The organism is Bradyrhizobium sp. (genome assembly GCF_022844465.1).
Lineage (GTDB): Bacteria > Pseudomonadota > Alphaproteobacteria > Rhizobiales > Xanthobacteraceae > Bradyrhizobium.
The window spans coordinates 72,736-98,353 of sequence record NZ_JALHLP010000010.1 but is presented as its reverse complement, the minus strand read 5'-3'; the positions used below and the strand labels follow the sequence as shown (position 1 = coordinate 98,353).

The window sequence follows — 25,618 nt, the reverse complement described above, 5'->3', positions numbered from 1 at the left end:
GCGCAGGCAAACATCGCCGAAACTCCTCACGTGGGGCAATCCGGCCACACCTATGATTTCGAATAGTATTTTTGGGGCGCGGGGAACCGGGCCGGGGCGTGGGAACGGCCGACCGGCTAGAAGACGAAGGCGGGCGCGCGCACCATGCCCGGCAACACCGGAGCCGTCGCGTCGAACAGCGTCCGGTGCCCGAAATCCCCGTGCGAACGGGTCACGATGGTCGCCCGCGGAGGCTGCGACATGGCGAAGACCCCGACCAGCCGGCCTCCGTCACGCAGCTGCCGGTTGAGCCGCTCCGGCACGATCTCGGTCGCCCCGTTCAGCACGATGACGTCATAGGGCGGGTTCGCGGGATCGCCATCCGCCGCCGAGGCGATCCGCACCGTGACGTTTTCAGCCCCGATTCGGGCCAGGATGTCCCTTGCCTTCGCCGCCATCGCCGGATCGCTCTCGGTGGCCGTCACCTCTGCGGCGAATCGGGCGATCACGGCGGCCGCATAGCCACTGGCGCAGCCCACCACCAGCACACGGTCGGATGGCCTGATTTCGGCGGCCTGCAGCATTTTCGCCAGCACCACCGGCTTGATCAGGAAACGCCTGGCCGACGCGCTTTCGCTGACCTCGAGGTCGAGGTCCAGATAGGCCAGGGCCCTGGATTTTTCGGGGACAAAGGCCTCGCGCGGCACCGCCAGCATCGCATCGATAATCCTGATATCGGTGACGTCGCTGGGACGCACCTGCCCATCCACCATCTTCTGGCGCGCGATCGCAAAAGCGGACATTGGCCAAACCCTGAAAGCAAGCGGCGTTGCCGCCGGGAGCGCTGAAACCGGGCCATCTTTGGTCCAAGCTCCGGCAAAACGCAACACAGCCGAAGACGGCAACGCTGGCGGCATCGAGCCGGCCATTTGGTCCTTTGCAAGCCCGGAAGGCTTTGTTATACGCTGCCCGCTCGCGAACATCGGTTCGCCTGTTCCTCGGTAGCTCAGCGGTAGAGCATTCGACTGTTAATCGAATGGTCGCTGGTTCGAATCCAGCCCGGGGAGCCAGCAAATTCAGCTTTCAAACATGTCCGTTTCAAACAGGTAAGGACGAGACCGGCCGCCAAAGCGCAGGCTGTCCTCACTGTTCGAACACCGCCGCGCAGGCCTGGCTCAGGTTCCCCTTTTGGCGCCGCAGGCAGGATGTGATCGCCCGGGCGTTGGGAATCTCGCCGGCACAAAGCCGGTAGACGTCAGGCGTGCAGGCCCGGCGTTGCTCCGGGGTGCCCTGCGCGGTCGCCGATGCAGTCGCCATCAGCGTGAGCAGGAAACCGACCGTCGAGCCCGACCGGCGCGGCTGAGTGGCGCCGCACTTCGTGCAAATCTTGCCTTCATGACCGCATCTCCCTGACAGGCTCGCCTGAAAAGGCGAGCGACACCTAGCCGGATACGCGATCTGTCTCCTGAAGAATGTGATTCCGCTCACACTTGCCCGGTACGCAAAGCTACCTTGGGTGAGTTTGAACTCAACACTTCAGTAACCAAGTTGGCGATGATTGCTCGAATCTCTAAGAATCGAGCGGTCCGTTCAATCTGGAAACAAAACCCTTTTGCGAAAATTGCCTCTCCAACCCGGAGAGTGCGATGAGCGAAGTGGAATTCGACCTGTTGCTGGAAGCCGTGCAGACGGCCATTGCGCCAGCGCCGGAGGATGACGTGATGGTTCGCTCCCCGCCTCATCGCCTGGTTCCGCGCGCCGCCAACGACAATCTGACCCGCTGGCCGCTGGTTCCGTTTCCGGAGGGCTGGTATGCCACTTCCTGACCGCGGACGAACTTGCGGCGGCCCCTGATATGATTGGTCCAACTGATTGATTATGTGGATGGAGGCCACGACCAGAATTGAACTGGTGTACACGGTTTTGCAGACCGTTGCGTAACCACTCCGCCACGTGGCCCCATCGGCCGAACTCATATACGCCCGGCCAGGGATAGGCAACCGAGGGTCAGGCGCGCTTGCGGCGGCGGTAATCCTTCTTCTTCGGCTTGGGCGCGAGTTCGGGCATTTCCGCCTGCACTTCCCGGTATCGCGCCAGCATCCGCTCAAAACTCCCGATCAGCGTCTCGGCGATATCGGGCCGTTTGTCGATCCCCGCAAGCAGCAGCGCTGCGGCCTCGATGGTGGACAGGCCGTCGCCGCGCGGCTCCTTGCGCAGCTTGCCGTAGCGCGAGGGAAGCTTGGGCCCGAGGATGACCCGCTGGCATTTCAGCATCCAGGCATTGCGCCACCACAGCGCCTTGGCCTGGCTCCAGGTTCCGTCGAGCAGCACGATACCTTCGATACCGCTGAGGATGGCGCGCTGGCCTGGCTCGACCTCGCCCTTGCGGTTGATGGCGACGATCTCGGCGTCGGTGTCGAGATCGGCAACCCTGGCGGAGCCGAGATAGAGCACGGCCCAGCGCGAGGGATCGTTGACCGGCCGCCCCAGCGCCTTCGCCAGGCTGGGCCAGGACAGGCCGATCTTGAGCACGGCGTTAGCCCCGAAGTGGAGCGCGGTCAGCCGCGCGGTGCCGAGCGTCCGGTCCTGTTCCTGCGGATGCTGCAGGATCAGCAGCGATATCCGGCTTTGGATGGGCGTCACGCTGTCGCAAACGCATAGCGGGAGCGGCTTGCCGCAGCGGGCGCAGTCGGCGACCACCTCCGCGGCAGCCTCGGTCTTCGGGCTGGCTTGTTCTGACATCCGCCCGCTATACGCTTCGTGGCCGGTAATTCAACTACTCGGCCGGCGCCGCGACCGGGGATGATCGGAACCGCCGCCGCAGCCGGTCGATCAGGAGATAGATCACCGGCGTCGTGTACAGGGTCAGGACCTGCGAGACCAGCAATCCGCCGATGATGGTGATGCCAAGCGGCCGGCGCAGTTCGGTGCCGGGGCCGGTGGCGACGACCAGGGGAATGCCGGCGAACACCGCCGCCATCGTCGTCATCAAGATCGGCCGGAAACGGACGCGGCAGGCCTCGAAGATCGCATCGCGGGGCGCCAGGCCGCGGTTGCGCTCGGCATCCAGCGCGAAATCGACCATCATGATGCCGTTCTTCTTGACGATGCCGATCAGGAGAATGATGCCGACGAAGGCGATCATCGTCAGCGGCGTATCGGTCAGCTGCAGCGCCAGCAGCGCGCCCAGCCCCGCCGACGGCAAGGTGGAAATGATCGTGATCGGGTGGGCGAGGCTCTCGTAGAGCACGCCGAGCACGATGTACATCGCCACCAGCGCGCCCAGGATCAGCAGCGGTTGGCGTCCGCTGGTTCGGTTGAAATCGCCCGCACTGCCGTCGAAACTGCCGCGGATGCCTTCCGGCATATGCAGTTCGTCGACCGCGCGCTGGATGTTCGAGGTCGCGACCTCCAGCGGCACCTCGGGCAGAAGATTGAACGAGAGCGTCGTCGAGGGGAACGATTGCGAGTGAAATACGGCCAACGGAGCCAGGCCGCGCTGGTAGCGCACCATGGTCGATAACGGAATCTCGGTGTTGTTGGCGCCGGCGACGAAGATGCGCTCCAGGCTGGAAGGGTCGCCCTGGAACCTGGGGTCGATTTCCAGCACCACCATGTACTGGTTGCGCTGGGTATAGACGATCGAAATCTGGCGCTGCGCGAAGGCGTTGTTCAGGGCGTTGTCGATGTCCTGGACCCGAACGCCTAGGCTCGACGCGATCTTGCGATCGATCACCAGCGACAATTGCAGCCCGCCGGAATCGCGGTCGCTGGAGATGTCGGTAATGCCCGCCACGGTTTCCAGACGCTTGGCGACCAGCGGCGCCCACTTCTGCAGCAGATCAAGGTCGGTGCTCGACAGCGTATATTGATAGTCGGAATCGCTTTGTCGCCCGCCGGTGCGGATATCCTGCGCGGCGAACATGAACAGGCGGATACCAGGCACCCGGTAGAGGCTCCGGCGCAGCCGGTCGATCACCTGCGCGGTCGACAGGCCCGCCCGCTGCTCCGGCGGCTTCAGGCTGATGAACATCGTGCCGCGGTTGGCGCCGCCGCCGCCGGGACCACCGACGCCGCCGAGGGAAGAACCGACGCCGGCCACGGCCGGATCGGCCATCACGATGTCGGCCAGTTGCTGCTGCAGCGCCAACATCGCCTGGAACGACGTATCGGGGGAAGCGCGCGTCGCGCCAATGACGAAGCCGCTGTCGTCGGTCGGAAAATAACCCTTGGGTATCTTGATATAGAGCACCACCGTCAGCGCGATGGTTGCAAAGAACACCAGCAGCGTCAGGAACGGGAAATTCATCACAGCCCGCAGCGTCCAGGTGTAGAAGGCCACGATGCGCGACAGCGTGCCCTCGACCAGGCGGTCGAACCAGGTCGCCCGGTCGGAGGTCGCCTGCTTGATGTAGTGCGCGCAGATCATCGGGGTGACCGTGAGCGACACCACGGTCGAAACCACGATGGCAAACGTCAAGGTCAGCGAGAACTCGCGCAGCAGCCGGCCGACGATCCCGTCCATGAAGATCAGCGGCGTGAAGGCCGCGACCAGCGACAGGCTGATCGAGAGCACCGTAAAGCCGATCTGCTTGGCGCCCTCCACCGCCGCCGGATAGGGCGCCATGCCCCGTTCGAGGTTGCGGTACATGTTCTCGATCATGACGATGGCGTCGTCGACCACGAAGCCGACCGAGATCGCGAGCGCCATCAGCGACAGATTGTCGATCGAGAATCCGGCCAGCCACATGCCGGCGCAGGTGCCCGCCAGCGCCAGCGGCACCGAGACGCCGGCCGCGATCGTCGGCGTCATCCGCCGCAGGAATGCGAACACCACTACCATCACCAGGAAGGCGGTCGCCAGCAGCGTAAACTGCATGTCGAGCACACTGGCGCGAATGGTCCCGGTGCGGTCGACCAGCGTCGAAATCTCGACGCCGCCGGGCAACCATTGCTTCAGCTCCGGCAGCAACGCCTTCACCCGGTCGACGGTGTCGATCACATTGGCGTCGCCCTGCTTGGTGATCTGGATCAGCACCGCCGGTTGCTTGTTGAACCAGGCGATCGAGCGGCTGTTGCGGACGGAATCCTCGACCTCGGCGACGTCGGAAAGACGGACGAAATTGCCACCCGAGCTCTTGACGATGATGTCGCGGAACTCGGCCGCGGCGCGCATTTGCAGGTTGGTCGAGATCGTCTCGCTCTGGCGATCGCCGTTGAAAATCCCGACCGGCCCCAGCGGATTGGCGTTGATGATCGCGAGCCGCACGTCGTCGGTCGAGATCCCCGCGTTCGAAAGCGCGACCGGGTTGAGCGCGATGCGCACCGCCGGCTGGTCCGCGCCGCTGACGATGACGTCGCCGACGCCCGGCACCTGCGAGATGCGCTGCGCGACCACGGTATCGGCCACATCATACATGGCGCTGGTCGTGAGTGTCTTCGAGGTCAGCGCCAGCACCAGCACCGGCGCGGCCGCGGGATTGGCCTTGCGGAACCTCGGCAACGACGGCAGATCGGTCGGCAGATCGGCCAGCGAGGCGTTGATGGCAGCCTGCACGTCGCGCGCGGCGCGATCTATATTGCGCCCGATCGCGAACTGAAGCTGGATGCTGGTGACGCCGAGCGAACTGGTCGAGGTGATCTGGTCGACGCCGGCGATCTGGCCGAGCCGCCGCTCCAGCGGAGCGGCGACCGTCGCCGCCATCACCGACGGGTCCGCGCCGGGGCGGCTGGCAGAAACACGGATCATCGGAAAATCGATATTGGGAACCGCCGACACCGGCAGGAATACGTAGGCGACCATGCCGACCAGAAACAGCCCGATCGCCAGCAGCGTGGTGCCGACCGGCCTGCGGATGAACGGCCCCGAGATCGATGCCATCTACTGCATCCCCTCGGTGGCGCCGGCGTTCGGCGGCAGGCGCGGTCCAGCTTCCGGCGCGTTGTTCTGGATCTTGCGGTTGAAGCGGTCGAGTGCGAGATAGATGACGGGCGTCGTGTACAGCGTCAGCAACTGGCTCAGCAGCAACCCGCCGATGATGGAAATGCCGAGCGGAAAACGCAATTCGGCGCCGGTGCCGCCTTCGATCGCCAGCGGCAGCGCTCCGAACAGCGCGGCCAGCGTCGTCATCATAATGGGGCGGAACCGGAGCAGGCAGGCTTGCACGATGGCGTCATGGGGTGACATCCCCTGATGGCGCTCCGCGTCCAGCGCAAAGTCGATCATCATGATCGCGTTCTTCTTGACGATGCCCATCAAGAGAATGATGCCGATCAGGCCGATGACGGAAAGGTCCTGGCCGAACAGCATCAGGGCCAGGATCGCGCCGACGCCCGCCGAAGGCAGCGTCGAGAGAATGGTGATCGGATGAATATAGCTCTCATAGAGTACGCCGAGCACGATGTAGACAGTGACGATCGCCGCCAGGATGAGCCATGGTTGCCCTGCGAGCGACCTGGAGAATTCGGCCGCATCGCCCGCGAACACGCCGACGATACTGCCGGGCATGGCGATTCGACCTTCGATCGCCTTAACCGCCTCAACCGCATCGCCCAGCGCTGCGCCGGGCGCGAGGTTGAAGCTGAGCGAGACGGCCGGAAATTGCGCGTAATGCGAAATCGCCAGCGGCGCGGTGGTGCGGGTCAGCGTCGCCACCGCCGACAAGGGCACCTGGGCGCCCGGCGCGCCGGCGGCCCCGGCAGCGCCGGGCAGATAGATCTTTGAAAGGACCGACGGATCGCGCTGGTAGATTGGCATCGCCTCCAGCACCACGCGATACTGATTGGCCTGACCGTAGATCGTCGAAATCTGCCGTTGCGCAAAAGCGTCGTTGAGCGCGTCGTTCACCGCCTGAATGCTGACGCCGAGCTGCCCCGCGCGCTGGCGGTCGATGTCGAGCGCGGCGCGCAACCCCTCCTCCTGCGCTTCCGACGAGACGTCGCGGAACAAGGGATCACGACGCATTTCGGCGACGAGCCGTTTCGACCACGACGTCACCTCCGCGGCGTCGGTACCGGTCAGCGTGTACTGGTACTGCGAGCGGCTCGACCTGGTCGATATCTGAACATCCTGCACCGGCTGGAAATAGATGGTCATGCCGGGGATCGACGCCGTGCGCCGTTTCAACCTGTCGATCACGATCGTAACGTCGTCGCGGCGTTCGCCGCGCGGCCTTAGCGCCATCACCAGACGTCCGACATTGGCGGTCGGATTGACTGTTCCTGCGCCGATCACGGAAACCACCCCGACGACATCAGGATCGGCCTGAATGGCTGCCGCCGCGATCGCCTGCCGGTTCTGCATCTCCGCGAACGAAACGTCGGGCCCGGCCTCGGTCACAGCCGTGATCGAGGCCGTGTCCTGCACCGGCAAAAAGCCCTTGGGCACAATCACGTACAGACCGATGGTGGCGCCGATGGTGGCGAACGTCACCAGCAGCGTGGCGCGCTGGCGCTGCAGCACCATCAGCAGCGTGCGATGGTAGAACGCGACCATGCGTTCGATACCGCGGCTGACGGCGGCGAGCCCCGGAACCGTCATCTCCTCGCCGGCGTGCTTCAACAGTCGCGAGCACATCATCGGCGTCAGGGTCAGCGAGACGATCGCCGAGGTCACCACCGCGATCGTCAGGGTGAGCGCGAATTCGCGGAACATGCGCCCGACCAACCCCGACATGAACAGGAGGGGAATGAAGACCGCTACCAAGGATACCGTCAGCGAGATCACGGTGAAGCCGATTTCGCTGGCGCCCTTCAGCGACGCCTCCATGACGGATTCGCCGTCCTCCATATGGCGGACGATGTTCTCGATCATGACGATGGCGTCGTCGACGACGAAGCCGGTACCTATCGTCAAGGCCATCAGCGACAGATTGTCGAGGCTGAAGCCCGCGAAGTACATGATGCCGAAGCTGGTGATCAAAGACAGCGGCAGCGCCACGCCCGCAATCAGCGTCGCGCGCAGCGACCGCAGGAACAACAGCACCACCAGCGTGACCAGAACCACGCTCAGGATCAGCGTGAATTGCACGTCGCGCACCGAGGCGCGGATGGTGACGGTGCGGTCGGAGACGATGGTCAGATTGACGCCGGCGGGGATCGCGCGCTGCACTTTGGGGATTTCGGCGCGGATCTGCCGGACCACCTCGATCACATTGGCGCCCGGTTGGCGCTGGATGTCGATGATCACGGCCGGCGTGCCCTGGTACCAGCCGCCGGTGCGGTTGTTTTCCAGCCCGTCGACGATGACGGCAACGTCGCCAATGGTGACGGGCGATCCGTTGCGATAGGCGATGATGATCGGCTTGTAGGCGTCCGCCGCCGCGATCTGGTCATTGGCGGCAATGGTGTAGGCCTGCCGCGCGCCGTCGAGTGAACCTTTTGGCCCGGACACGTTGGCGCCGGCGATGGCCAGGCGCAGATCTTCCATCGAGAGACCGTAGGCAGCCAGCCTCGCCAGATCGGCCTGTACCCGCACCGCAGGCTTCAACCCGCCCAGCACCGCGACCCGCCCGACGCCGGAAATCTGGCTGAGCCGCTGCGCCAGAACGGTGTCGGCAATATCGCTCATGGCCCGCAGCGAAACCGTCTCCGAGGTCAACGCCAGCGTCAGGACCGGCGCGTCGGCCGGATTCACCTTGGCGTAAACTGGGGGATACGGCAGGTTCCTCGGCAGGATTCCCGCCGCTGCGTTGATCGCGGCCTGCACGTCCTGGGTCGCGCCGTCGATGTCGCGGTTGAGATCAAATTGCAGCGCGATCTGGCTGACGCCAAACGAACTCGTCGATTGCATCGACGACAGCGAAGGAATTTGCCCGAGCTGGCGCTCCAGCGGCGCTGTGATCAGCGACGCGATCACGTCGGGGCTGGCGCCGGGCAATTGCGTCGTCACCTGCACGGTGGGGAAATCGACCTGCGGCAGCGCCGAAACCGGCAGCGCCCAATAGCCAAGCGCGCCGCCGATCATGAGCGCGACGCCCAACAGCGAGGTCGCGATCGGCCGGTGGATGAACGGTTCGGAGACGCTCATGGTCGCGCTACCGCTCGCGACGTCGTTTCGAGCGCGGCGTCGGGGGTCAAGGCTGCGACTTCGCTGCGCCACCAGGCTGCCCGCCCGATTGCCCGCCGGACTGTCCACCCTTGGCATCGGGAGCGCGGTTGCGCTTGCGGGGCGCCAAATCCGCCGTCGGCGGCCGGTCATCGGCGCCGATCAGAACCTTGGCGCCGTCGGACAGGTTGGCAAAGCCGGTGGTGACGACACGGTCGCTGGTCGTGAGCCCGCTTGCGATCACGGCGTCGTTCTCGTTCTGCTGCGTCACCGCCACCGGCCGGGCCGTCGCTGTGTTGTCGGGGCCGATCACGTAGCTGAACGTCCCGGCCGGGCCGCGCTGCACCGCCGATGTCGGCACCACGATCGCCTGCTCAAGTGTCTCGACCTTCAGCCGCACGTTGACGAATTGTCCGGGCCAAAGCTGGAACGAGGCGTTGGGAAATTCGGCCCTGAGCTTCAACGTTCCCGTCGTCGGATCGACCTGGTTGTCGATGCCCTTGAGCGTGCCGGTATCGACGACGGTGACGCCGTCATTGCCGAACACATCGACCGCCAACGTGCCTTTGCCCGCCGCAGCGTTCACGCGCACGATCTGCTGCTGCGGCAGACTGAATTGGACGACGATCGGCTGTAGCTGGGTGATGATGACGAGGCCGGTCGCGTCGGCGGCGCGGATGATGTTGCCCTGGTCGACCAGGCGCAGGCCGGCGCGTCCCGAGATCGGGGCGACGATCCGGGTATAGCCAAGCATCGCCTTGGCGTTGTCGATCGCCGCCTGATCGGCATTCACCAACGCCTCCTGCTGGGCCACCACCGCGCGCTGGGTGTCGGCCTGCTGCTTGGAGCCGGCGTTGGACGCCGCAAGCTGCTGATAGCGCGCGAGGTCGAGCTTCTGGTTGGCGAGCAACGCCTCGTCCTGCGCCTTCTTCGCCACGGCCTGGTCGTACTGCGCCTGATAGATCACCGGATCGATCTCGGCGAGCACGTCGCCCTTCCGGACGTCCTGGCCCTCGACGAAGTTCACCGCAATCAGCTTGCCGTCGACCTGCGAGCGCACCGTCACCGTATTCAGCGCACGGACCGAGCCGACCCCGTCAAGATAGACCGGGACATCCTGCCTACGGGGCGTCGCGGCCAGCACGGGCACCGGAAGATCGGGACGCGCGCCGGGCCCGCCGCGGCCAGTGGCGGCGGGCTTCTGCTGAAAGGCATTCCAGCCGAGATAGCCGAGCCCGCCCAGAATCAGGAACGCGATCGTCAGAGATACCAACCGTCGGCCGATGCCGCGGCCAACGCGCTTTCGGGCCGCCGTGGTTTCGTCGTTCGCCTCCGGCCTAAAGAGCATCAACCGGCCTCTCCATCCTGGGCTCCCAGCCGCCGCCCAGCGCCTGATAAAGGCTGACGATCGCAAGCAGCCGGGCCAATTGGGCCTGCAGCAGCGAATCTTCCGCCTGGAATAGCGTCAGCTGGGTATTTAGCACAGTCACGATGTCGGCAGTGCCGGCCCGCAACTGCTGCTCGGAGAGCTGAAATGCCCGCCGTGACGCCGCCACCACCTGGCGCTGTAGCCGCAGCCGCTCGGTGGTCTGTCGGATCGACATCAGCGCATTGTCGACATCGGCAAAGGCCTGCACGACGGTCTTTCGGTAGGTTTGCAGCAACTCGTCCTGGCGCGCCCTGGTCAGTTCGAAGTTTCCGAGGATCCTGCCACCGTCGAAGATCGGCTGGGTCAGACTGCCGACCATGTTGAAAAAAGCGGCTTGCGGCTGGAACAGCGAAGCCAGCGCCGAGCTTTGATAGCCGCCCTGCCCCGTCAACTGAATGCTCGGGAAAAACTGCGCGCGGGCGCTGCCCACATTCGCGGTCGCCGCGGCGAGCTGCGCTTCCTGGCGGCGGATATCGGGACGCTGGGTCAGCAGTTCCGAGGGCAGACCGGGCGTGACCCGCGGCGCGGCGATGTTGTTGAGCGATCCACCGGCGACGCGCACCGCTTCCGGCGGTCGCGATACCAGCGTTGCCAGCGCATTGATGTTCTGGTCGAGCGTCTGGCGCAGCGGCGGCACCAGCGCGCGCTGGTTGGCCAGCACGCTTTCCTGCTGCGCGACATCGAGATCGTTGCCGGTGCCGGCCCTGAGGCGCTCCTTGATGGCGTTGAGGATGCGTTCGGCGCTCGCGATGTTTCGCTGCGCGGTGCGAATCCGGTCCTGCGCGGCCAGCACCTGAAAATAGGCGTTGGCGACCGTCGTCAGCGTGGTCAGCGCAACGACGTCGCGGTCAAAGCGGGTGGCGGCGGCGGTCTCTTCCGCCGCCTGGGCGGCGTTGCGGTTCTTGCCCCAGAAATCCAGCTCGTAGCTGGCGCTGAGCGAGGCAGAAAAATTGACGACCTCGCGGCCGCCGATGGTCAGGCCGCTGGCGCTGGAGCCGGAGGTGCGGGAATAGGTTTCCTGACCGGCGCCGCTCAGAGCAGGCAACAGCGCCGCGCCCGCGATCCGCGCCTGTGCATCCGCCTGTTTGAATCGCGCGGTGGCGGCGGCGATGTCGAGATTGACGGTCTGCGCCTCCTCCATCAGCCCCGTCAGCTCCCGGGAGCGAAAGCCGCGCCACCAGTCGAGCGTGGGGGGCGCATCGGTGGCGGCCGTCAAGCGCGCCGACTTATAACCTGCGGGCACGTCCAGCGCAGGATCCGGCAAATCCTTGGTCAGGATGCAGCCCGCGGAACTGGCCACGAGACCAAACACCGCAAGCCATCGCGCCAGCGACTGGCCGGCGGGAATCCTGGCCAGCCAGCTATCGACCACCGCGACTGCTATGCGACCGGTCACCCGCGCGCTCCGCCGGACCGATCGTGGCCCGGCGCGCGACCAACGCTTCCCTTGGTAACCCTCGGCACGTTCACTCAGGCGATGCTTCCGTTGGAGGCAGAACGACGAATACTAGCCTTGAGATCGGGACGCGGACAGTCCAGCGCCGCCGCCAACCGGCATGCGTTCCAGCCGCCGCGACGGCGGTCGAAAAGCTGACTTCCCCTTATTTCACAGGCCTTGGATCGATATCGGCCTCGGCGCGAACGCTGAAATCTTACCAATGTTTCATGGGGCTTTTCCCCTGTTCTGACGACCCGAATCAGCGCCCTTGGGCAGCGGTGGCGCGCACAGGGCCGGTTTGAAACTCCGCGATCGCGCTTCCGTAACTGCAATTGGAACAAAGGGGCAGAAATGCGAGTCGCGGTGGTCGGAACGGGAATCAGCGGCAATGCCGCGGCCTGGGCCTTGTCGAAGCACTATCCGGTCACCGTCTACGAACGGGAATCGAGGCCCGGCGGGCACAGCCATACGGTGACTGTTGATTATGACGGCACCGGGATCGCGGTCGATATCGGCTTCATCGTCTACAACGAACTCAACTACCCTGACCTGACGGCGCTGTTTGCCGATCTCGAGGTGGAGACTGTTGAAAGCAGCATGAGCTTTGCGGTCACGGCCGACACCGGTCGCTTCGAGTGGAAGGGCGGCGGCCACAACTGGTTGGAAACCGCAAAGGGGCTGTTTGCGCAACCGCGCAACCTGCTGTCGCCTTCCTACCTTTGGATGCTGCGCGACATCCTCACTTTCAATCAGCAGAGCGTCGAGGACTACGCCGCCGGCAAGCTCGCAGGCCTGACGCTCGGTGAGTACTTCCGCGCCCGGCATTTCGCCCCGCGACTGCTGAGCGACTATCTCGCGCCGATGGGTGCCGCAATCTGGTCGGCGCCGTCGAATGAGATGCTGGATTTCCCTGCCGAGAACTTCGTCGCCTTCTTCGCCAATCATCGGCTCCTGCAATACGACCGCCCGGTCTGGCGCACCGTCAAGGGCGGCAGCCAGCGCTACGTCCAGAAGCTGACGGCCCCGTTCCGCGACCGCATCAAGCTCGGCTGCGCCGTCACCTCGATCAAACGCACGCCGCAGGGCGTCGTCATCCGTGACAGCCAGGGGAACATCAACACCTACGATCACGTCGTCGTCGCCTCGCACAGCGACCAGGCGCTGGCGATGCTGTCGGATGCCGACGATCGCGAGCGCTCGATCCTGGGAGCGATCGGCTATTCTCCGAACACGATCTACCTTCATCGCGATCCGAGGCTGATGCCAAAGCGCCGGCGCGCCTGGGCGTCGTGGAATTTCCTGCGCTGGCCGCGCGAAGGAAGCGTCATCAACGACGTCTCGGTGACCTACTGGATGAACCCGTTGCAAGGCATCGATGACGACAAGCCGCTGTTCGTCAGCCTCAACCCGCCGCTCGAGCCCGACCCCGCGTTGACCTTCGGCAAGTTCATGTGCGAGCATCCGCAGTACAATGCCAACGCTTTCGCCGCCCAGAAGCGGTTGGCCGAAATACAGGGCCGGCGGCATATCTGGTTCTGCGGCGCGTGGACCGGATACGGCTTTCACGAAGACGGATTGCGGTCCGGCCTGGCGGTCGCCGAAGCGCTGGGCGCGAGGGTGCCGTGGCGGGAGCCGCCTCCCGGGCTGGCGGAAGCCGCGGAGTGACCATGCGCGCGCCCGTTGCCACGTCAGGGGAAACCGAACCGCCGGAGCGCGCGGCGGCGGCGGCGCTTTACGTCGGCGAGGTGATGCATGCCCGGTTGAAGCCGGTGGGCCATCGCTTCAGCTATCGCGTCATGAGCCTGCTGATTGATCTGGACCGGCTGGAGGATGCGGACCGGCAATCGCCGCTGTTTGGCGTCAACCGGGCGGCGCTCTACAGTTTCCACGAGGCCGATCATGGCGAGCGCGGCAGCCAGCCGCTACGCACCTATGCGCAGCGTTGCGCAGCCGAGCACGGCGTCGACCTGACCGGCGGCCGGGTGCTGCTGCTGTGCTATCCTCGCCTGCTCGGCTACACCTTCAATCCGCTGTCGGTGTATTTCTGCTATCGCGCCGGCGGCGAACTGGCGCTGCTGATCTACGAGGTGCGCAACACCTTTGGCGAGATTCACCCCTACGTACTGCCCGTGAAGCCCGGCCAGATCAGCGACGCCGGGGTGCGCCAGCAGCAGGACAAGCTGTTCCACGTCTCGCCCTTCATCGAGATGGCGATGCGCTACCATTTTCGCGTGTCGCCCCCGGACCAGCGGGTCAAGCTGCGGATCCTGGAGACCGATCCCGACGGGCCGCTGCTTGCCGCAACCTTCCATGGCCGCCGCCGGGCTCTCACCACCAGAGAGTTGCTCCGCGCCTTCGTCGCTTTCCCGCTGGTCACCATGAAGATCATGGCGGCCATCCACTGGGAAGCGCTGCGGCTCTGGCTCAAGGGCGCGCGGCTGGTGCCGCGGCAGGGGGCATCGCTGAAAACCGGCTTGGCGGCCGGGAAAGGCAGCGACTATACTTCGCCGGCGTTGTCCACCCACGGCAAGAAGTGAAGCAGGGTCCATTGGCCGTTCACAGCCGGGGTGGAGCGCCGTTCGATGGATCGCCCATGTCCGAGCCTATTTCGGTCACCTCAGAAACCGTAGACGCGACGTTTCCGGAACTGCCGCGGCTGGTCCGGATGGCGCTGGGATTCGGTTCGAAGCTGCAGCATGGCACGCTCGACGTCACCCTGGCCGACGGCCGCCTGGTCCGGTTGGGCGGCAACGGACCCGGCCCGGCCGCCGCCATGACGATCTACGATTACGGCTTCGCCTCCCGCCTCTTGCGCGGCGGCGATATCGGTATCGCAGAAGCTTATCTGCGCGGCGAATGGGACACGCCTGACCTGACGCAGTTCCTCTATCTGTTCTGCGTCAACCAGGACTGGATGCAGACGATGCTGACCGGTAGCCCCTTCACGCGCGCCTTCCAGAGCATGCGGCACTGGCTCAACCGCAATACGAAGCGGCAGGCGCGCCGCAACATCTACGCGCATTACGACATCGGCAACGCCTTCTATTCCGCCTGGCTCGATCCCAGCATGACCTATTCCTCCGCGCTGTTCGAGGAACACACGCCCGACCTGACCGCCGCCCAGCACAACAAGTACCGGCGGCTCGCGGAGGCCATCGACCTGCGGCCGGGCCAGAAGCTGCTGGAGATCGGCTGCGGCTGGGGCGGATTTGCCGAGTATGCCGCCAAGACATTCGGCACCAGGGTGGTCGGGCTCACCATCAGCAGGGAACAGCGCGACTTCGCCCAGGCGCGGATCTTCAACGCCGGGCTCAGCGACAAGGTCGAGATCCGGCTGCAGGACTATCGCGACGAGCGAGACCGCTACGACCGGATCGCCTCGATCGAGATGATCGAGGCGGTCGGCGAGCAATTCTGGCCGAACTACTTTTCACAACTGCGCGACCGGCTGCTGCCGGGCGGGCTGGCCGGCATCCAGGCCATCACCATCCAGGACAGCCTGTTCAAGAGCTATCGCCGCGAAGTCGATTTCATCCAGCGCTACGTCTTCCCCGGCGGCATGCTGCCCTCGCCGCAGATCCTGAAGGCGCTCGGCGAGCGGTTCGGCGTTCCCGTCATCCGCGAGCGTATTTTCGGGCAAGACTATGCCAAGACGCTTGCGATCTGGCGAAGCAATTTCCGCGCCGCCTGGCCGAACCTGGTGCCATCGGGTTTCGACGACCGCTTCCGGCGGCTGTGGGAGTACTATCTCGCCTACTGCGAGGCCGGATTCCTGTCCGGCAATATCGACGTGCGCCAGGTGGTGTTCGCCAAATCAGGCTGACCTCGCGGGTGCGCCGTCGCTGGCTTGTCTGCCCTGCGGCGGTCCTCTAGGCTCGCCCAGGAAGTGGGCGGGTAACCCGGCAACAGCAAAGACGGCGATTTCAACGACATGGCCTTCAACAACGACGTTATCGAGGCGATCGGCAACACGCCTCTGATCAAGCTGAAGCGCGCATCCGAATCCACGGGCTGCACCATTCTCGGCAAGGCCGAATTCATGAATCCCGGCCAGTCGGTCAAGGATCGCGCGGGCAAGTGGATGATCCTGGAGGCCGAGAAGCGCGGCGACCTCAAGCCCGGCGGCCTGGTGGTGGAGGCGACCGCGGGCAATACCGGAATCGGTCTTGCCGTCGTCGCCAATGCCCGCGGTTACCGGACCTTGATCCTGATCCCGACAACCCAGAGCCAGGAAAAAAAGGACACGCTGCGGCTCTGCGGCGCCGAACTGATCGAAGTGCCGGCGCTGCCATACGCCAATCCGAACAACTACCAGCACGTCGGCAGGCGCCTCGCCGAGCAGCTTCGCAAGACCGAGCCGCACGGCGTGCTGTTCGCCGACCAGTGGAACAATCTCGACAACGCCAAGGCGCATTATGAATCCACCGGACCGGAGATCTGGCAGCAGACCGGCGGCAGGATCGACGGCTTCATCTGCGCGGTCGGTACCGGTGGCACGCTGGCCGGCACCAGCCGCTATCTGAAGGAGAAACACCCTGGCATCGTCAACGCCTGCGCCGATCCGTGCGGGTTCGCGATGTACGAACTGTTCAAGAACGGTAAGGCGAAATCGACGCCCGGCGATTCCATCACCGAAGGCATCGGGCTTGGCCGCGTCACGCCCGTGATCGAGACCGCCACGGTCGACGACGCCTTCCTGATCCCGGATGAGGAAGCCGTCACCGTGATCTACGACCTGCTCCAGCACGAGGGCCTGTGCCTCGGCGGCTCCAGCGGCATCAACGTCGCCGGCGCCATCCGGCTGGCCAAGCAACTCGGTCCCGGCAAGACCATCGTGACCATCCTGTGCGATTCCGGACACCGCTATCAGTCAAAGCTGTTCAACCCGGAATTCATGCGCGCGAAGAACCTGCCGGTGCCGGCATGGCTGGAAAAGCGCAGCCAGGTCGAGCTGCCGTTCGTGAAGGTGTGAGGGTAGCATCGTCATTCCGGAGCGATGCGCAGCATCGAACTTTGGTGCGCAATTGCGCACCCGAGAATCTCGAGGCTCCGGGTTCGCATTTCACACGCCCCGGAACGACAGATCTCAATGCCGCAGGATCTGGCTCAGGAACAGCTTGGTCCGCGCGTGCTGCGGATTGGCGAAGAAGTTTTCCGGCGTGTTGGATTCGATCACCTGGCCGGCGTCCATGAAGACGACGCGGTTGGCGACCTCGCGGGCGAAACCCATTTCATGGGTGACCACCAGCATGGTCATGCCCTCCCCGGCCAGATCGACCATGGTGTCGAGCACCTCCTTGACCATTTCGGGATCCAGCGCCGAGGTCGGCTCGTCGAACAGCATGACCTTCGGGTTCATGGTCAGCGCGCGGGCGATCGCGACGCGCTGCTGCTGGCCGCCCGACATCTGGCCGGGATACTTGGCGGCCTGATGCGGAATCTTGACCCGCTCCAGGAATTTCATGGCGGCGGCCTCGGCGTCCTTCTTCGGGATGTTGCGCACCCAGATCGGCGCCAGCGTGCAGTTTTCCAGCACGGTCAGGTGCGGAAACAGGTTGAAGCTCTGGAACACCATGCCGACTTCGCGCCGGACCTCGTCGACGCGCCGCAGGTTCGGACCAAGCTCGATGCCGTCGACGACGATCTTGCCTTCCTGGAATTCCTCCAGCGCGTTGATGCAGCGGATCAGCGTCGACTTGCCGGAGCCCGACGGCCCGCAGATCACGATGCGCTCGCCCTTGGCGACATCGAGGTTGATATCGCGCAGGACGTGGAAATCGCCGTACCATTTGTTGAGCCCGTTGATGCCGACGATCGAGTTTCCGGCCATGGTTGGTCCTCAGTTGCGCCGATGCGCATTCAGCCGGTTCTCGACGAACAGCGAGTAACGCGACATGCCAAAGCAGAAGGCGAAATAGATCAGCCCGGTGAAGGCAAAGCCGGTGAACAGCGTCGACGGCGTCGACCAGTTCGGATCGGCAAATGCCGCGCGCAACTGACCCAGCAGATCGAACAGCGCGACGATCGATACCAGCGAGGTGTCCTTGAACAGGCCGATGAAGCTGTTGACGAGGCTCGGGATGACGTGGCGCAGCGCCTGCGGCATCACGATCAACGCCGTGGTCTTCCCCCAGGACAGGCCGAGCGCGCTCGCCGCCTCGCCCTGCCCGCGCGGGATAGCCTGCAGGCCGCCGCGGATGTTCTCGGCCTGATAGGCCCCGGTAAACAGCGCGATCCCGATCAGGGCGCGCACCAGCCCGTCGATGGTGAAGCCGGTCGGGACGAACAGCGGCAGCATATAGGTTGCGAAGAACAGCACCGTGATCAGCGGAACGCCGCGCCAGAACTCGATGAAGGCGATCGAGAAAATCCGGATCAGGGGAATGGTCGACTGCCGCCCGAGGGCCAGCGCGATGCCGACCGGCATCGAGGCGACGATCCCGGTGACCGCCACCACCAGCGTGACCAGCAGGCCGCCCCAGAGCCTGGTGCCGACAACGGGAAATCCGCCGCGATCGAGCCCCATGATGGCGATCACGACGCCGATGGCGACAAACACCCCAAGGGTGGTGGCGAGCGAACGCAGTCCGCCGCCGAGCCACAGCATCAGGCCGGACACGATCACGGCGGTCGCCGCCAGGTCGGCCCACACCGGCCGGTCAAAGGCCTGGATCTGCTCGCGCAGCCAGGTCAATGGCAGCAGCACCCAGCCGACCAGCGTGCTGACAAGCACGAGCAGCTGGCCCACTAGCCACAGCAGCGGCCCGATCACGGCTGTCGTACCGCCGGCGGCGCCCAGTTTCCTGCCGCCGTCGGCGATGCTGTCGTTGAACCCCGACAGCAGCGCGGCCGTCCAGCTCACGCCGAAACCACCCAGTCCGCCGCCATGCAGCAGGAAAAAGGCGACGACCGGAAACGCCAGGAAGAACAGGATGGCGTTGGGAGCCTTACCCGGCAAACGCGGAATCAACAGCGGCAGCAGCAGGATCGCGGCAAGAAGGAAGGTCAGGTTGACCCGCCAGCGTTCCGCTTCCGGATAGAAGCCATAGACGAATTGCGAAAACTTCGCCTGGATGAACGGCCAGCAGGCGCCGACCACCTCGTTCGGGCTTTTGGGGAGGCAGGCGGTGCGGTCCTTGCCGGTCCAGACCGCGTCGATCAGCGTGAATTTTATCGCCGGCACGAGGATGAACCACAACAGCAACGCGCAAACGATGGTGATCAGGATGTTGGTCGGCGAGTTGAACAGGCGCGTGCGCAGGAAGCCGATAAAGCCGGTGGTTTTCACCGGCGCGGAACGTTCGGGCACCAGCTCCTGGCGAACGAAAATCGATGAAGGGGTGTCGCTCATCAGCCCATGCTCCGCCCGATCCGCCAGCCATAGAGGCTCATCAAGGCACTCGTGACCAGCGAGATCAGCAGGTAAACGCCCATGGTGATGCCGATGATTTCGATCGCCTGCCCGGTCTGGCTCAGCGTCGTGCCCGCAAACACCGAGACCAGATCGGGATAGCCGATCGCCACCGCCAGCGATGAGTTCTTGGTCAGGTTCAGATACTGGTTGGTCAGCGGCGGCAGGATCACGCGCAGGGCCTGCGGGATCACGATCAGCCGCAGCACCGAACCCCGTTGCAGCCCGAGCGAGGAGCCCGCCTCCATCTGCCCCTTGTGGACGGCGAGAATACCAGATCGCACGATCTCGGCGATAAAGGCGGCGGTGTAGGTCGACAGCGCCAGCGTCAGCGCGACAAACTCCGGTATGACGCGCGAGCCGCCGGCGAAGTTGAAGCCCCGCAGCACGGGGGTTTCAAACGTCAGCGGTGCGCCAAAGATCAGCGCAATGAGCAGCGGCAGGCCGATCACCATGCCCAGCGCATAGGGCCAGACCTTAATGACCCTTCCGCTCTCGAACAACTGGTGGCGGGCGTAGCGCGAGAGCGCAATCGCAGCCACGATCGCGACCAGAAGCGCAACGGCAAAGGGTTCGAAACCGGCGGTGCCGATCGGCTTCGGAATAACCAGGCCGCGGTTACTGAGAAACAGACTGTCGAAGACAGAGATGCTTTGCCGCGGACTGGGCAATGCGGCCAACACCGCGAGATACCAGAACAGGATCTGGAACAGCAGCGGCAGGTTGCGGATCAGCTCGACATAACCGCCGCAAATTCGCGACAGCAGCCAGTTCGGCGACAGCCGGCCGAGCGCCACCAGAAATCCGATCAGGGTGGCAAAGAAGATGCCGATCACCGACACCAGCAACGTGTTGAGCAGGCCGACCAGAAACACGCGGGTGTAGCTGTCGGACCCGGAATACGGGACCAGGCTCTGGCTGACGTCGAACCCGGCGGTATTGGCCAGAAATCCGAAACCCGCGGTGATCTGCTGCGCCTGCAGGTTGGCGCGGGCATTGGCGACGATCTCGTAAGCAACCCAGGCAAGCGCGGCGACGAACAGGAGCTGGAGTACGAAGCCGCTCCAGCCCGCCCGGCCGCCAAGCGCCCGTTGCAGATTGGAGAGAAGCTGCGACGGCGGTTTTCGGGGTTCGATGGCCATCGCAGCGACCTCGCGCGCCGGCGATCAGCGCATCGGCGGCGCGTACTGGATCCCGCCCTTGCTCCAGAGATTGTTGAGGCCGCGGGCGATCCCGAGCTTGGAGCCGGCGCCGACGTTGCGATCGAACGACTCGCCGTAATTGCCCACCGCCCTCACGATCCGCGACACCCAATCCTTGGTGAGGCCGAGCTGCTCGCCAAGATTGCCATCGGTCCCGAAGACCCGCTTCATCTCGGGCTTGTCCGATTTCGCCATCTCATCGAGGTTCTTCTGGGTGATGCCGAGCTCTTCCGCCGTGATCATGGCGTAGAGCGTCCATTTCACGACATCGAACCACTGGTCGTCGCCATGACGCACCATCGGCCCCAGCGGCTCCTTTGAGATCACCTCCGGAAGCACAACGTGATCGGCCGCGTTGGCAAGCTTCAGGCGGTCGGCATAAAGTCCGGACACGTCGGTGGTGAAGACGTCACAGCGCCCGGACTCATAGGCCTTGACCGTTTCGTCGTTGGTGCCGAAAGCGATCACCTCGTACTTCATGTTGTTGCCCTTGAAGTAGTCGGCCAGATTCTGCTCGGTGGTGGTGCCCTGCTGGACGCAGACCGACGCGCTGTTCAATTCCAGCGCCGAATTAACCTTCAGCGCCTTCTTCACCATGAAGCCCTGGCCGTCATAGTAGGTCACGCCGGTAAAGCTTGCGCCGAGGGTCGTGTCGCGCGACAGCGTCCAGGTGGTGTTGCGCGATAATACGTCGATCTCGCCCGACTGCAGCGCCGTGAAGCGGTCCTTGGCCGACAGCGGCACGAATTTGATCTTGCTCGGGTCGTTGAAGATCGCGGCCGAGATCGCCCGGCAGATGTCAACATCAAGACCCGTCCAGTTGCCCTTGTCGTCCGGAGACGAGAAGCCGGGAAGTCCCTGGCTTACGCCGCAGGACAACATGCCGCGATCCCTCACCGTCTTCAGGGTTTGCGCCGAGGCGGCCTGGACCGAGAAACCGGCAGCGAGGGCGAGGGTAACAACCAGAGATACGCGCTTCATGGGCAAGGCCTTTCAAGGGGTCGTGCGGAGATCAATTGTTGAGCAGCGCCTGACGTCTCGGGCCCAACCCTCTGATCCTTCGCTGAAAAGCATCGCTTCGACCTTGCGGTTCAACGTGCGACCCCGGTCAGTCCATGAATCTGATGTCGCGGCGGGCCCCTCAACTCGCGGCGACTGGTAGCTGAAGCGTATCACAGAACGACTGGCGGGCGCGGTCAAGGGGTTGACTGCCGCGTTATGTGTCCTGTTACTAGCTCCACCCGGTCCCGACCCGCCGCCCGGCGGTGCTTCTGCGATCAAGTTGCGGCTGTGGCACAACCTCTTGGTAACGGCAAGCGCATGAGTTCTTCAAACGACGGACCGTCGAACCCGAAGAAACCCGAAACCCGGCTGGTCACCGCGGGCCGCGATACCAAGGGCCAGAGAGGCTTCGTCAATCCGCCGGTATTCCACGGTTCAACCGTGCTCTACCCCACCGCCGAGGACCTGCACGCCCATCGCGCCGAGTTCTCCTACGGGCGTCATGGCTCTCCGACCACGCGGGCGCTGCAGGACGTGCTGATGTCGCTGGAGGGCCCGCAATGCGCGGGCGTCGGCCTGGCGCCATCGGGGCTCGCCGCGATCACGACCACGCTGCTCTCGGTGCTCAAGGCCGGCGATCACTTGCTGGTGACCGACAACGTCTATCGGCCATCGCGCAACTTCTGCAATGGCATGCTCGTTCGCTATGGCGTCGAGATTACCTATTTCGATCCGCTGATCGGCGCCGGCATCGAAAGGCTGTTCAAGCCCAACACCAGAGCCGTGCTGGTCGAAGCGCCAGGCTCGCAGTCGTTCGAAATGAGCGACATCCCCGCCATCGCCGCGGTCGCGCATGCGAAGGGCGCGCTCGTCATCGACGACAACACCTGGGCAACACCGCTGTTTCACCGCTCGCTCGATCAGGGCGTCGATATCAGCATGCAGGCCGCCACCAAGTATATCGGCGGCCACTCCGACATCATGTTCGGCACGATTTCGGCAAACGCGAAAGCCTGGCCGCTGCTTACCGAGGGCATCCGCCTGCTCGGGGTTTGCGCCGGCCCCGATGACGTGTTCCTGGCGCTGCGCGGCACACGCACGCTGGCGGTTCGGCTCGCCCAGCACCACCGCTCGGCGCTGGAAATGGCACGTTGGCTGGCCGCCCGCCCCGAGGTCTTGCGGGTGCTGCATCCCGCACTCGAAACCCATCCAGGCCACGATATCTGGAAGCGCGACTTTACCGGCGCGTCCGGACTTTTCAGCATTGTCCTGAAGCCGGTTCCGCAGGCGGCGGTCGACGCGCTGCTCGACGCCGTCACGCTGTTTGGCATGGGCTATTCGTGGGGCGGCTTCGAAAGCCTCGTCATCCCGTTCGACTGCAATGCCTATCGCACGGCGACGAAATGGTCGCCCGGCGGGCCGACGCTGCGGCTCCACATCGGTCTGGAGAACGTCGATGACCTCAAGGCCGATCTTGATCGTGGATTTGCCGCGCTAAAAGCCGCCTGCTAGGCGACCACCCGTCCCACCCAGGACAAGTCCGCCGCTGGGCTAGTCGCGGGAAATTTTCACAGGCTCTTAACGTCCGATCTGACCGACCCTGCAGGCGCAACCGCCTGCGGGGGCATGATGGTGCACTTTCCCGCCAATGATAACCAGCCGTTCACCATGACGGCTAATCCCGCCGTCCAAACAACCAAAACAAATAGCCCCTCAAGACCCCTTATACCTTTGCTGGTGCCTAGTCATCCCGCGGGGGGAAGGCCCTCATTGCCGTGTCGTTGGGGCGTCCCGGCGCAAGAGTAGATCGTAAAGCGTATGAACATCGCACGTGTGATCGTCCTGACCATCGCCCTGAGCGCCGGGGGCGTCGCCGCCTATCTCGCCCGGGGGACGGAAGAGAAAACACGCCCAGCCGAACCGGTCGCGCAAATCGCGACATCGGAGATACTGGTCGCGAAATCCGATATCGGGCTCGGCCAGGCGGTCAAGCCCGAGGATCTGCAATGGCAAGCCTGGCCAACGACAACCGCCGGCGCAAACCTGATCAGCCGCGCCAGCAAGGCCGATGCCATCAATGAAATCGCCGGCTCAATCGCGCGTGCGCCGTTCATCGCCGGCGAACCGATCCGCGAGCAGAAGCTGGTCAAGGCCAACGGCTCCGGGTTCATGGCCGCAATCCTGCCGAGCGGGATGCGGGCTATCTCCACCGAGATTACGCCGGAAACCGGCGCCGGCGGTTTCATCCTGCCCAACGATCGGGTCGATGTGATCCTGTCGAAGCGGGAGAAAAATCCGGATCGCGCCGGACCCGATGTCGTCAGTTCGGAAATCATTCTCACCAACATCCGCGTTCTGGCGATCGACCAGGCGCCGAAGGAAAAAGAGGGACTGAACACCCTCGTCGGTAAGACCGCTACGCTCGAGCTGAAGCCCGAGCAGGCCGAGACCCTGGCGCGTTCAAGGCAGAGCGGCACGCTGTCGCTGGCGCTGCGCAGCATCACCGATGCCAACAAGGTCGAAAACCGGTCCGACGATCACGCTCAGAAGCGAAGCGAAGGCGTCAACGTGGTTCGCTACGGTGTCGCTAACCCAACGACGGCACAGAAGTGACCGAAAGGACGTCCGAGATGAAGTTTGGGAAGAAACATCCCGCGATATCAACCGTGTCGGCCGGCGTCCTGTTGTTTTCGGCAACCGCCGCGTTGATGCTCGGCGCCCGGTTGCCGGCAATCGCCGCGGAATCGGATATTCAAGCCGCGACCAGTGCTCCCGCCCTCTCGGCAAAGACGCGCTTTCTTGCGCTAGGCGTCGGCAAGTCGGTGATCATCGACCTGCCGCGCGAGGTCAAGGATGTGCTGGTCGCCGACCCCAAGATCGCCAATGCCGTGGTCCGCTCCGCACAACGCGCCTACATTATCGGCGGCGCGGTCGGCCAGACCAATGTCGTGTTCTTCGACGGCGATGGCCAGCAGGTCGCATCCTACGACATCGCCGTCAAACGCGACCTCAACGGAGTACGCGCCGCGTTCCGGCAGACCATGCCTGGGATTCAGATTGAAGGCGTCGGCGAAGGCGTGCTGCTCACGGGTTCGGTCTCCAGCCCGATCGAAGCCCAGCAGGCCGGCGACATTGCCGCCCGGCTGGTCGGAGGGGCCGAGAAGGTCGTCAACTCGATCGCCGTTCGCGGTCGCGACCAGGTGATGCTGAAGGTCAACGTCTCGGAGGTCCGTCGCGACATCGTCAAGCAGATGGGCGTCGATCTCAGCGCCAGCATGAATTACGGCACGGCGATCGTGAACTTCAACAACAGCAACCCGTTTACCGCCTACGGCCGGCCGCTGGCTGACAACGGCATAAGTGCATCCAGCGTCCTCAAGGGCCTGCCCACCGTCACCGCGACCATGCGCGCTATGGAAAGCGCGGGCGTGGTGCGAACGCTGGCGGAGCCAAACCTGACCGCGATATCGGGGGAGTCCGCGACCTTCATCGCCGGTGGTGAATTTCCGATCCCCGCCGGCTACTCCTGCGACCCCGTCACGCGCGTCTGCACGACCCAGATCCAGTACAAGAAGTTCGGCATCTCGCTCAACTTCACCCCGGTGGTCCTCTCCGAGGGCCGCATCAGCCTGCGGGTGATGACCGAGGTCTCCGAACTCTCCACCGAGAATTCCATCACGCTCAACCAGGGCGGCAGTTCGCTGACGGTTCCCTCGATCAAGACCCGCCGCGCCGAGACCACGCTGGAGATTCCCTCCGGCGGCTCGATGGCGATGGCCGGGCTGATCCAGGAGCAGACCAAGCAGGCGATCAACGGGCTGCCCGGGCTCGACCAATTGCCGGTTCTGGGCGCGTTGTTCCGCAGCCAGGACTTCGTCAACAACCAGACCGAGCTCATGGTCCTGGTCACCCCCTATGTGGTGCGCGCCGTCGCGCAGAAGGAACTATCCCGTCCCGATGACGGCTTCGCGCCGGCGTCGGATTCGCAGTCCACGCTGCTCGCGCGCATCAACCGGATCTATGGCCTCGTCGCCCGCGTCGAAGCCGTCGGCACCCCGCAGGGCAACTATGGCTTCATCATTGACTGAGACGAAAGCGATCCAGCGAGCCG

At 64.5% G+C, this 25,618-nt stretch carries 18 protein-coding genes, 2 tRNA genes and 1 pseudogene; 9 read left to right on the top strand and 12 right to left on the bottom strand.

Translation table 11 applies throughout. The features are described 5' to 3' along the window. Positions 1–116: 116 nt before the first annotated feature. Positions 117–782, bottom strand: coding sequence for a protein-L-isoaspartate O-methyltransferase (locus Q0D31_RS16385; RefSeq protein WP_291853109.1), 666 nt, complete (start codon positions 780–782; stop codon positions 117–119). A 192-nt stretch (positions 783–974) separates the two neighbouring features. On the opposite strand from Q0D31_RS16385, the gene Q0D31_RS16380 reads away from it, so the two are divergent. Next, positions 975–1,049 (top strand) — tRNA-Asn (locus tag Q0D31_RS16380). Between the two features lie 73 nt (positions 1,050–1,122). Here the strand turns inward: Q0D31_RS16380 and Q0D31_RS16375 are convergent. Beyond that, a pseudogene (locus Q0D31_RS16375) lies at positions 1,123–1,376 on the bottom strand (hypothetical protein). A gap of 249 nt (positions 1,377–1,625) precedes the next feature. Between Q0D31_RS16375 and Q0D31_RS16370 the strand changes: the two are divergent. Continuing rightward, on the top strand, positions 1,626–1,805 hold the full coding sequence (locus Q0D31_RS16370; protein WP_291853106.1) for a hypothetical protein: 180 nt from the start codon (positions 1,626–1,628) through the stop codon (positions 1,803–1,805). Between the two features lie 59 nt (positions 1,806–1,864). On the opposite strand, the gene Q0D31_RS16365 is transcribed toward Q0D31_RS16370, so the two are convergent. The 6 genes from Q0D31_RS16365 to Q0D31_RS16340 form a co-directional block, all read right to left on the bottom strand. Continuing rightward, positions 1,865–1,938: transfer RNA gene (locus tag Q0D31_RS16365), tRNA-Cys, on the bottom strand. A 48-nt stretch (positions 1,939–1,986) separates the two neighbouring features. Further along, positions 1,987–2,721 (bottom strand): tRNA-uridine aminocarboxypropyltransferase, encoded by a 735-nt coding sequence (locus tag Q0D31_RS16360; RefSeq protein WP_291853102.1) that lies wholly within the window; start codon positions 2,719–2,721, stop codon positions 1,987–1,989. Between the two features lie 34 nt (positions 2,722–2,755). Further along, on the bottom strand, positions 2,756–5,860 hold the full coding sequence (locus tag Q0D31_RS16355; RefSeq protein WP_291853097.1) for an efflux RND transporter permease subunit: 3,105 nt from the start codon (positions 5,858–5,860) through the stop codon (positions 2,756–2,758). Beyond that, positions 5,861–9,007, bottom strand: coding sequence for an efflux RND transporter permease subunit (locus Q0D31_RS16350; protein ID WP_291853094.1), 3,147 nt, complete (start codon positions 9,005–9,007; stop codon positions 5,861–5,863). 46 nt (positions 9,008–9,053) lie between these two features. Next, positions 9,054–10,373 (bottom strand): efflux RND transporter periplasmic adaptor subunit, encoded by a 1,320-nt coding sequence (locus tag Q0D31_RS16345; protein ID WP_291853092.1) that lies wholly within the window; start codon positions 10,371–10,373, stop codon positions 9,054–9,056. Then, positions 10,363–11,802, bottom strand: coding sequence for an efflux transporter outer membrane subunit (locus tag Q0D31_RS16340; protein ID WP_291853212.1), 1,440 nt, complete (start codon positions 11,800–11,802; stop codon positions 10,363–10,365). The genes Q0D31_RS16345 and Q0D31_RS16340 overlap by 11 nt, the downstream gene beginning before the upstream one ends. A gap of 441 nt (positions 11,803–12,243) precedes the next feature. Here Q0D31_RS16340 and Q0D31_RS16335 point away from each other — a divergent pair, with 441 nt between their 5' ends. From Q0D31_RS16335 to Q0D31_RS16320, 4 genes are all read left to right on the top strand, one after another. Then, positions 12,244–13,557, top strand: a complete 1,314-nt coding sequence (locus tag Q0D31_RS16335) for an FAD-dependent oxidoreductase (protein ID WP_291853089.1) — start codon at positions 12,244–12,246, stop codon at positions 13,555–13,557. Positions 13,558–13,559: 2 nt separating this feature from the next. Continuing rightward, positions 13,560–14,429, top strand: a complete 870-nt coding sequence (locus tag Q0D31_RS16330; RefSeq protein ID WP_291853085.1) for a DUF1365 domain-containing protein — start codon at positions 13,560–13,562, stop codon at positions 14,427–14,429. Positions 14,430–14,485: 56 nt separating this feature from the next. Beyond that, positions 14,486–15,715, top strand: coding sequence for a cyclopropane-fatty-acyl-phospholipid synthase family protein (locus Q0D31_RS16325; RefSeq protein ID WP_291853082.1), 1,230 nt, complete (start codon positions 14,486–14,488; stop codon positions 15,713–15,715). Between the two features lie 108 nt (positions 15,716–15,823). Beyond that, positions 15,824–16,864: a cysteine synthase A gene (locus Q0D31_RS16320; RefSeq protein WP_291853080.1), complete on the top strand. Its 1,041-nt coding sequence runs from the start codon at positions 15,824–15,826 to the stop codon at positions 16,862–16,864. 114 nt (positions 16,865–16,978) lie between these two features. Here the strand turns inward: Q0D31_RS16320 and Q0D31_RS16315 are convergent, their stop codons facing one another. Genes Q0D31_RS16315 through Q0D31_RS16300 form a run of 4 tightly spaced genes read right to left on the bottom strand, consistent with a single transcriptional unit; the run spans position 16,979 to position 21,486 of the window. Further along, positions 16,979–17,722 (bottom strand): amino acid ABC transporter ATP-binding protein, encoded by a 744-nt coding sequence (locus Q0D31_RS16315; protein ID WP_291853078.1) that lies wholly within the window; start codon positions 17,720–17,722, stop codon positions 16,979–16,981. Positions 17,723–17,731: 9 nt separating this feature from the next. Next, the gene (locus Q0D31_RS16310) at positions 17,732–19,243 is read right to left on the bottom strand and encodes an amino acid ABC transporter permease (protein ID WP_291853076.1); all 1,512 of its coding nucleotides are present in this window, start codon (positions 19,241–19,243) and stop codon (positions 17,732–17,734) included. Beyond that, positions 19,243–20,445, bottom strand: coding sequence for an amino acid ABC transporter permease (locus Q0D31_RS16305; protein ID WP_291853073.1), 1,203 nt, complete (start codon positions 20,443–20,445; stop codon positions 19,243–19,245). The genes Q0D31_RS16310 and Q0D31_RS16305 overlap by 1 nt, the downstream gene beginning before the upstream one ends. Before the next feature lie 24 nt (positions 20,446–20,469). Next, the gene (locus Q0D31_RS16300) at positions 20,470–21,486 is read right to left on the bottom strand and encodes an amino acid ABC transporter substrate-binding protein (RefSeq protein ID WP_291853070.1); all 1,017 of its coding nucleotides are present in this window, start codon (positions 21,484–21,486) and stop codon (positions 20,470–20,472) included. A gap of 339 nt (positions 21,487–21,825) precedes the next feature. Here Q0D31_RS16300 and metC point away from each other — a divergent pair, with 339 nt between their 5' ends. The 3 genes from metC (at position 21,826) to Q0D31_RS16285 (ending at position 25,595) form a co-directional block, all read left to right on the top strand. Further along, positions 21,826–23,019 carry a cystathionine beta-lyase gene (gene metC / locus Q0D31_RS16295; protein WP_291853067.1) on the top strand — a complete coding sequence of 398 codons (1,194 nt, stop codon included), beginning with the start codon at positions 21,826–21,828 and terminating at the stop codon, positions 23,017–23,019. Positions 23,020–23,325: 306 nt separating this feature from the next. Then, positions 23,326–24,120, top strand: coding sequence for a Flp pilus assembly protein CpaB (gene cpaB / locus Q0D31_RS16290; RefSeq protein WP_291853065.1), 795 nt, complete (start codon positions 23,326–23,328; stop codon positions 24,118–24,120). Positions 24,121–24,137: 17 nt separating this feature from the next. After that, positions 24,138–25,595 (top strand): type II and III secretion system protein family protein, encoded by a 1,458-nt coding sequence (locus tag Q0D31_RS16285; RefSeq protein WP_291853062.1) that lies wholly within the window; start codon positions 24,138–24,140, stop codon positions 25,593–25,595. Positions 25,596–25,618 lie beyond the last annotated feature (23 nt).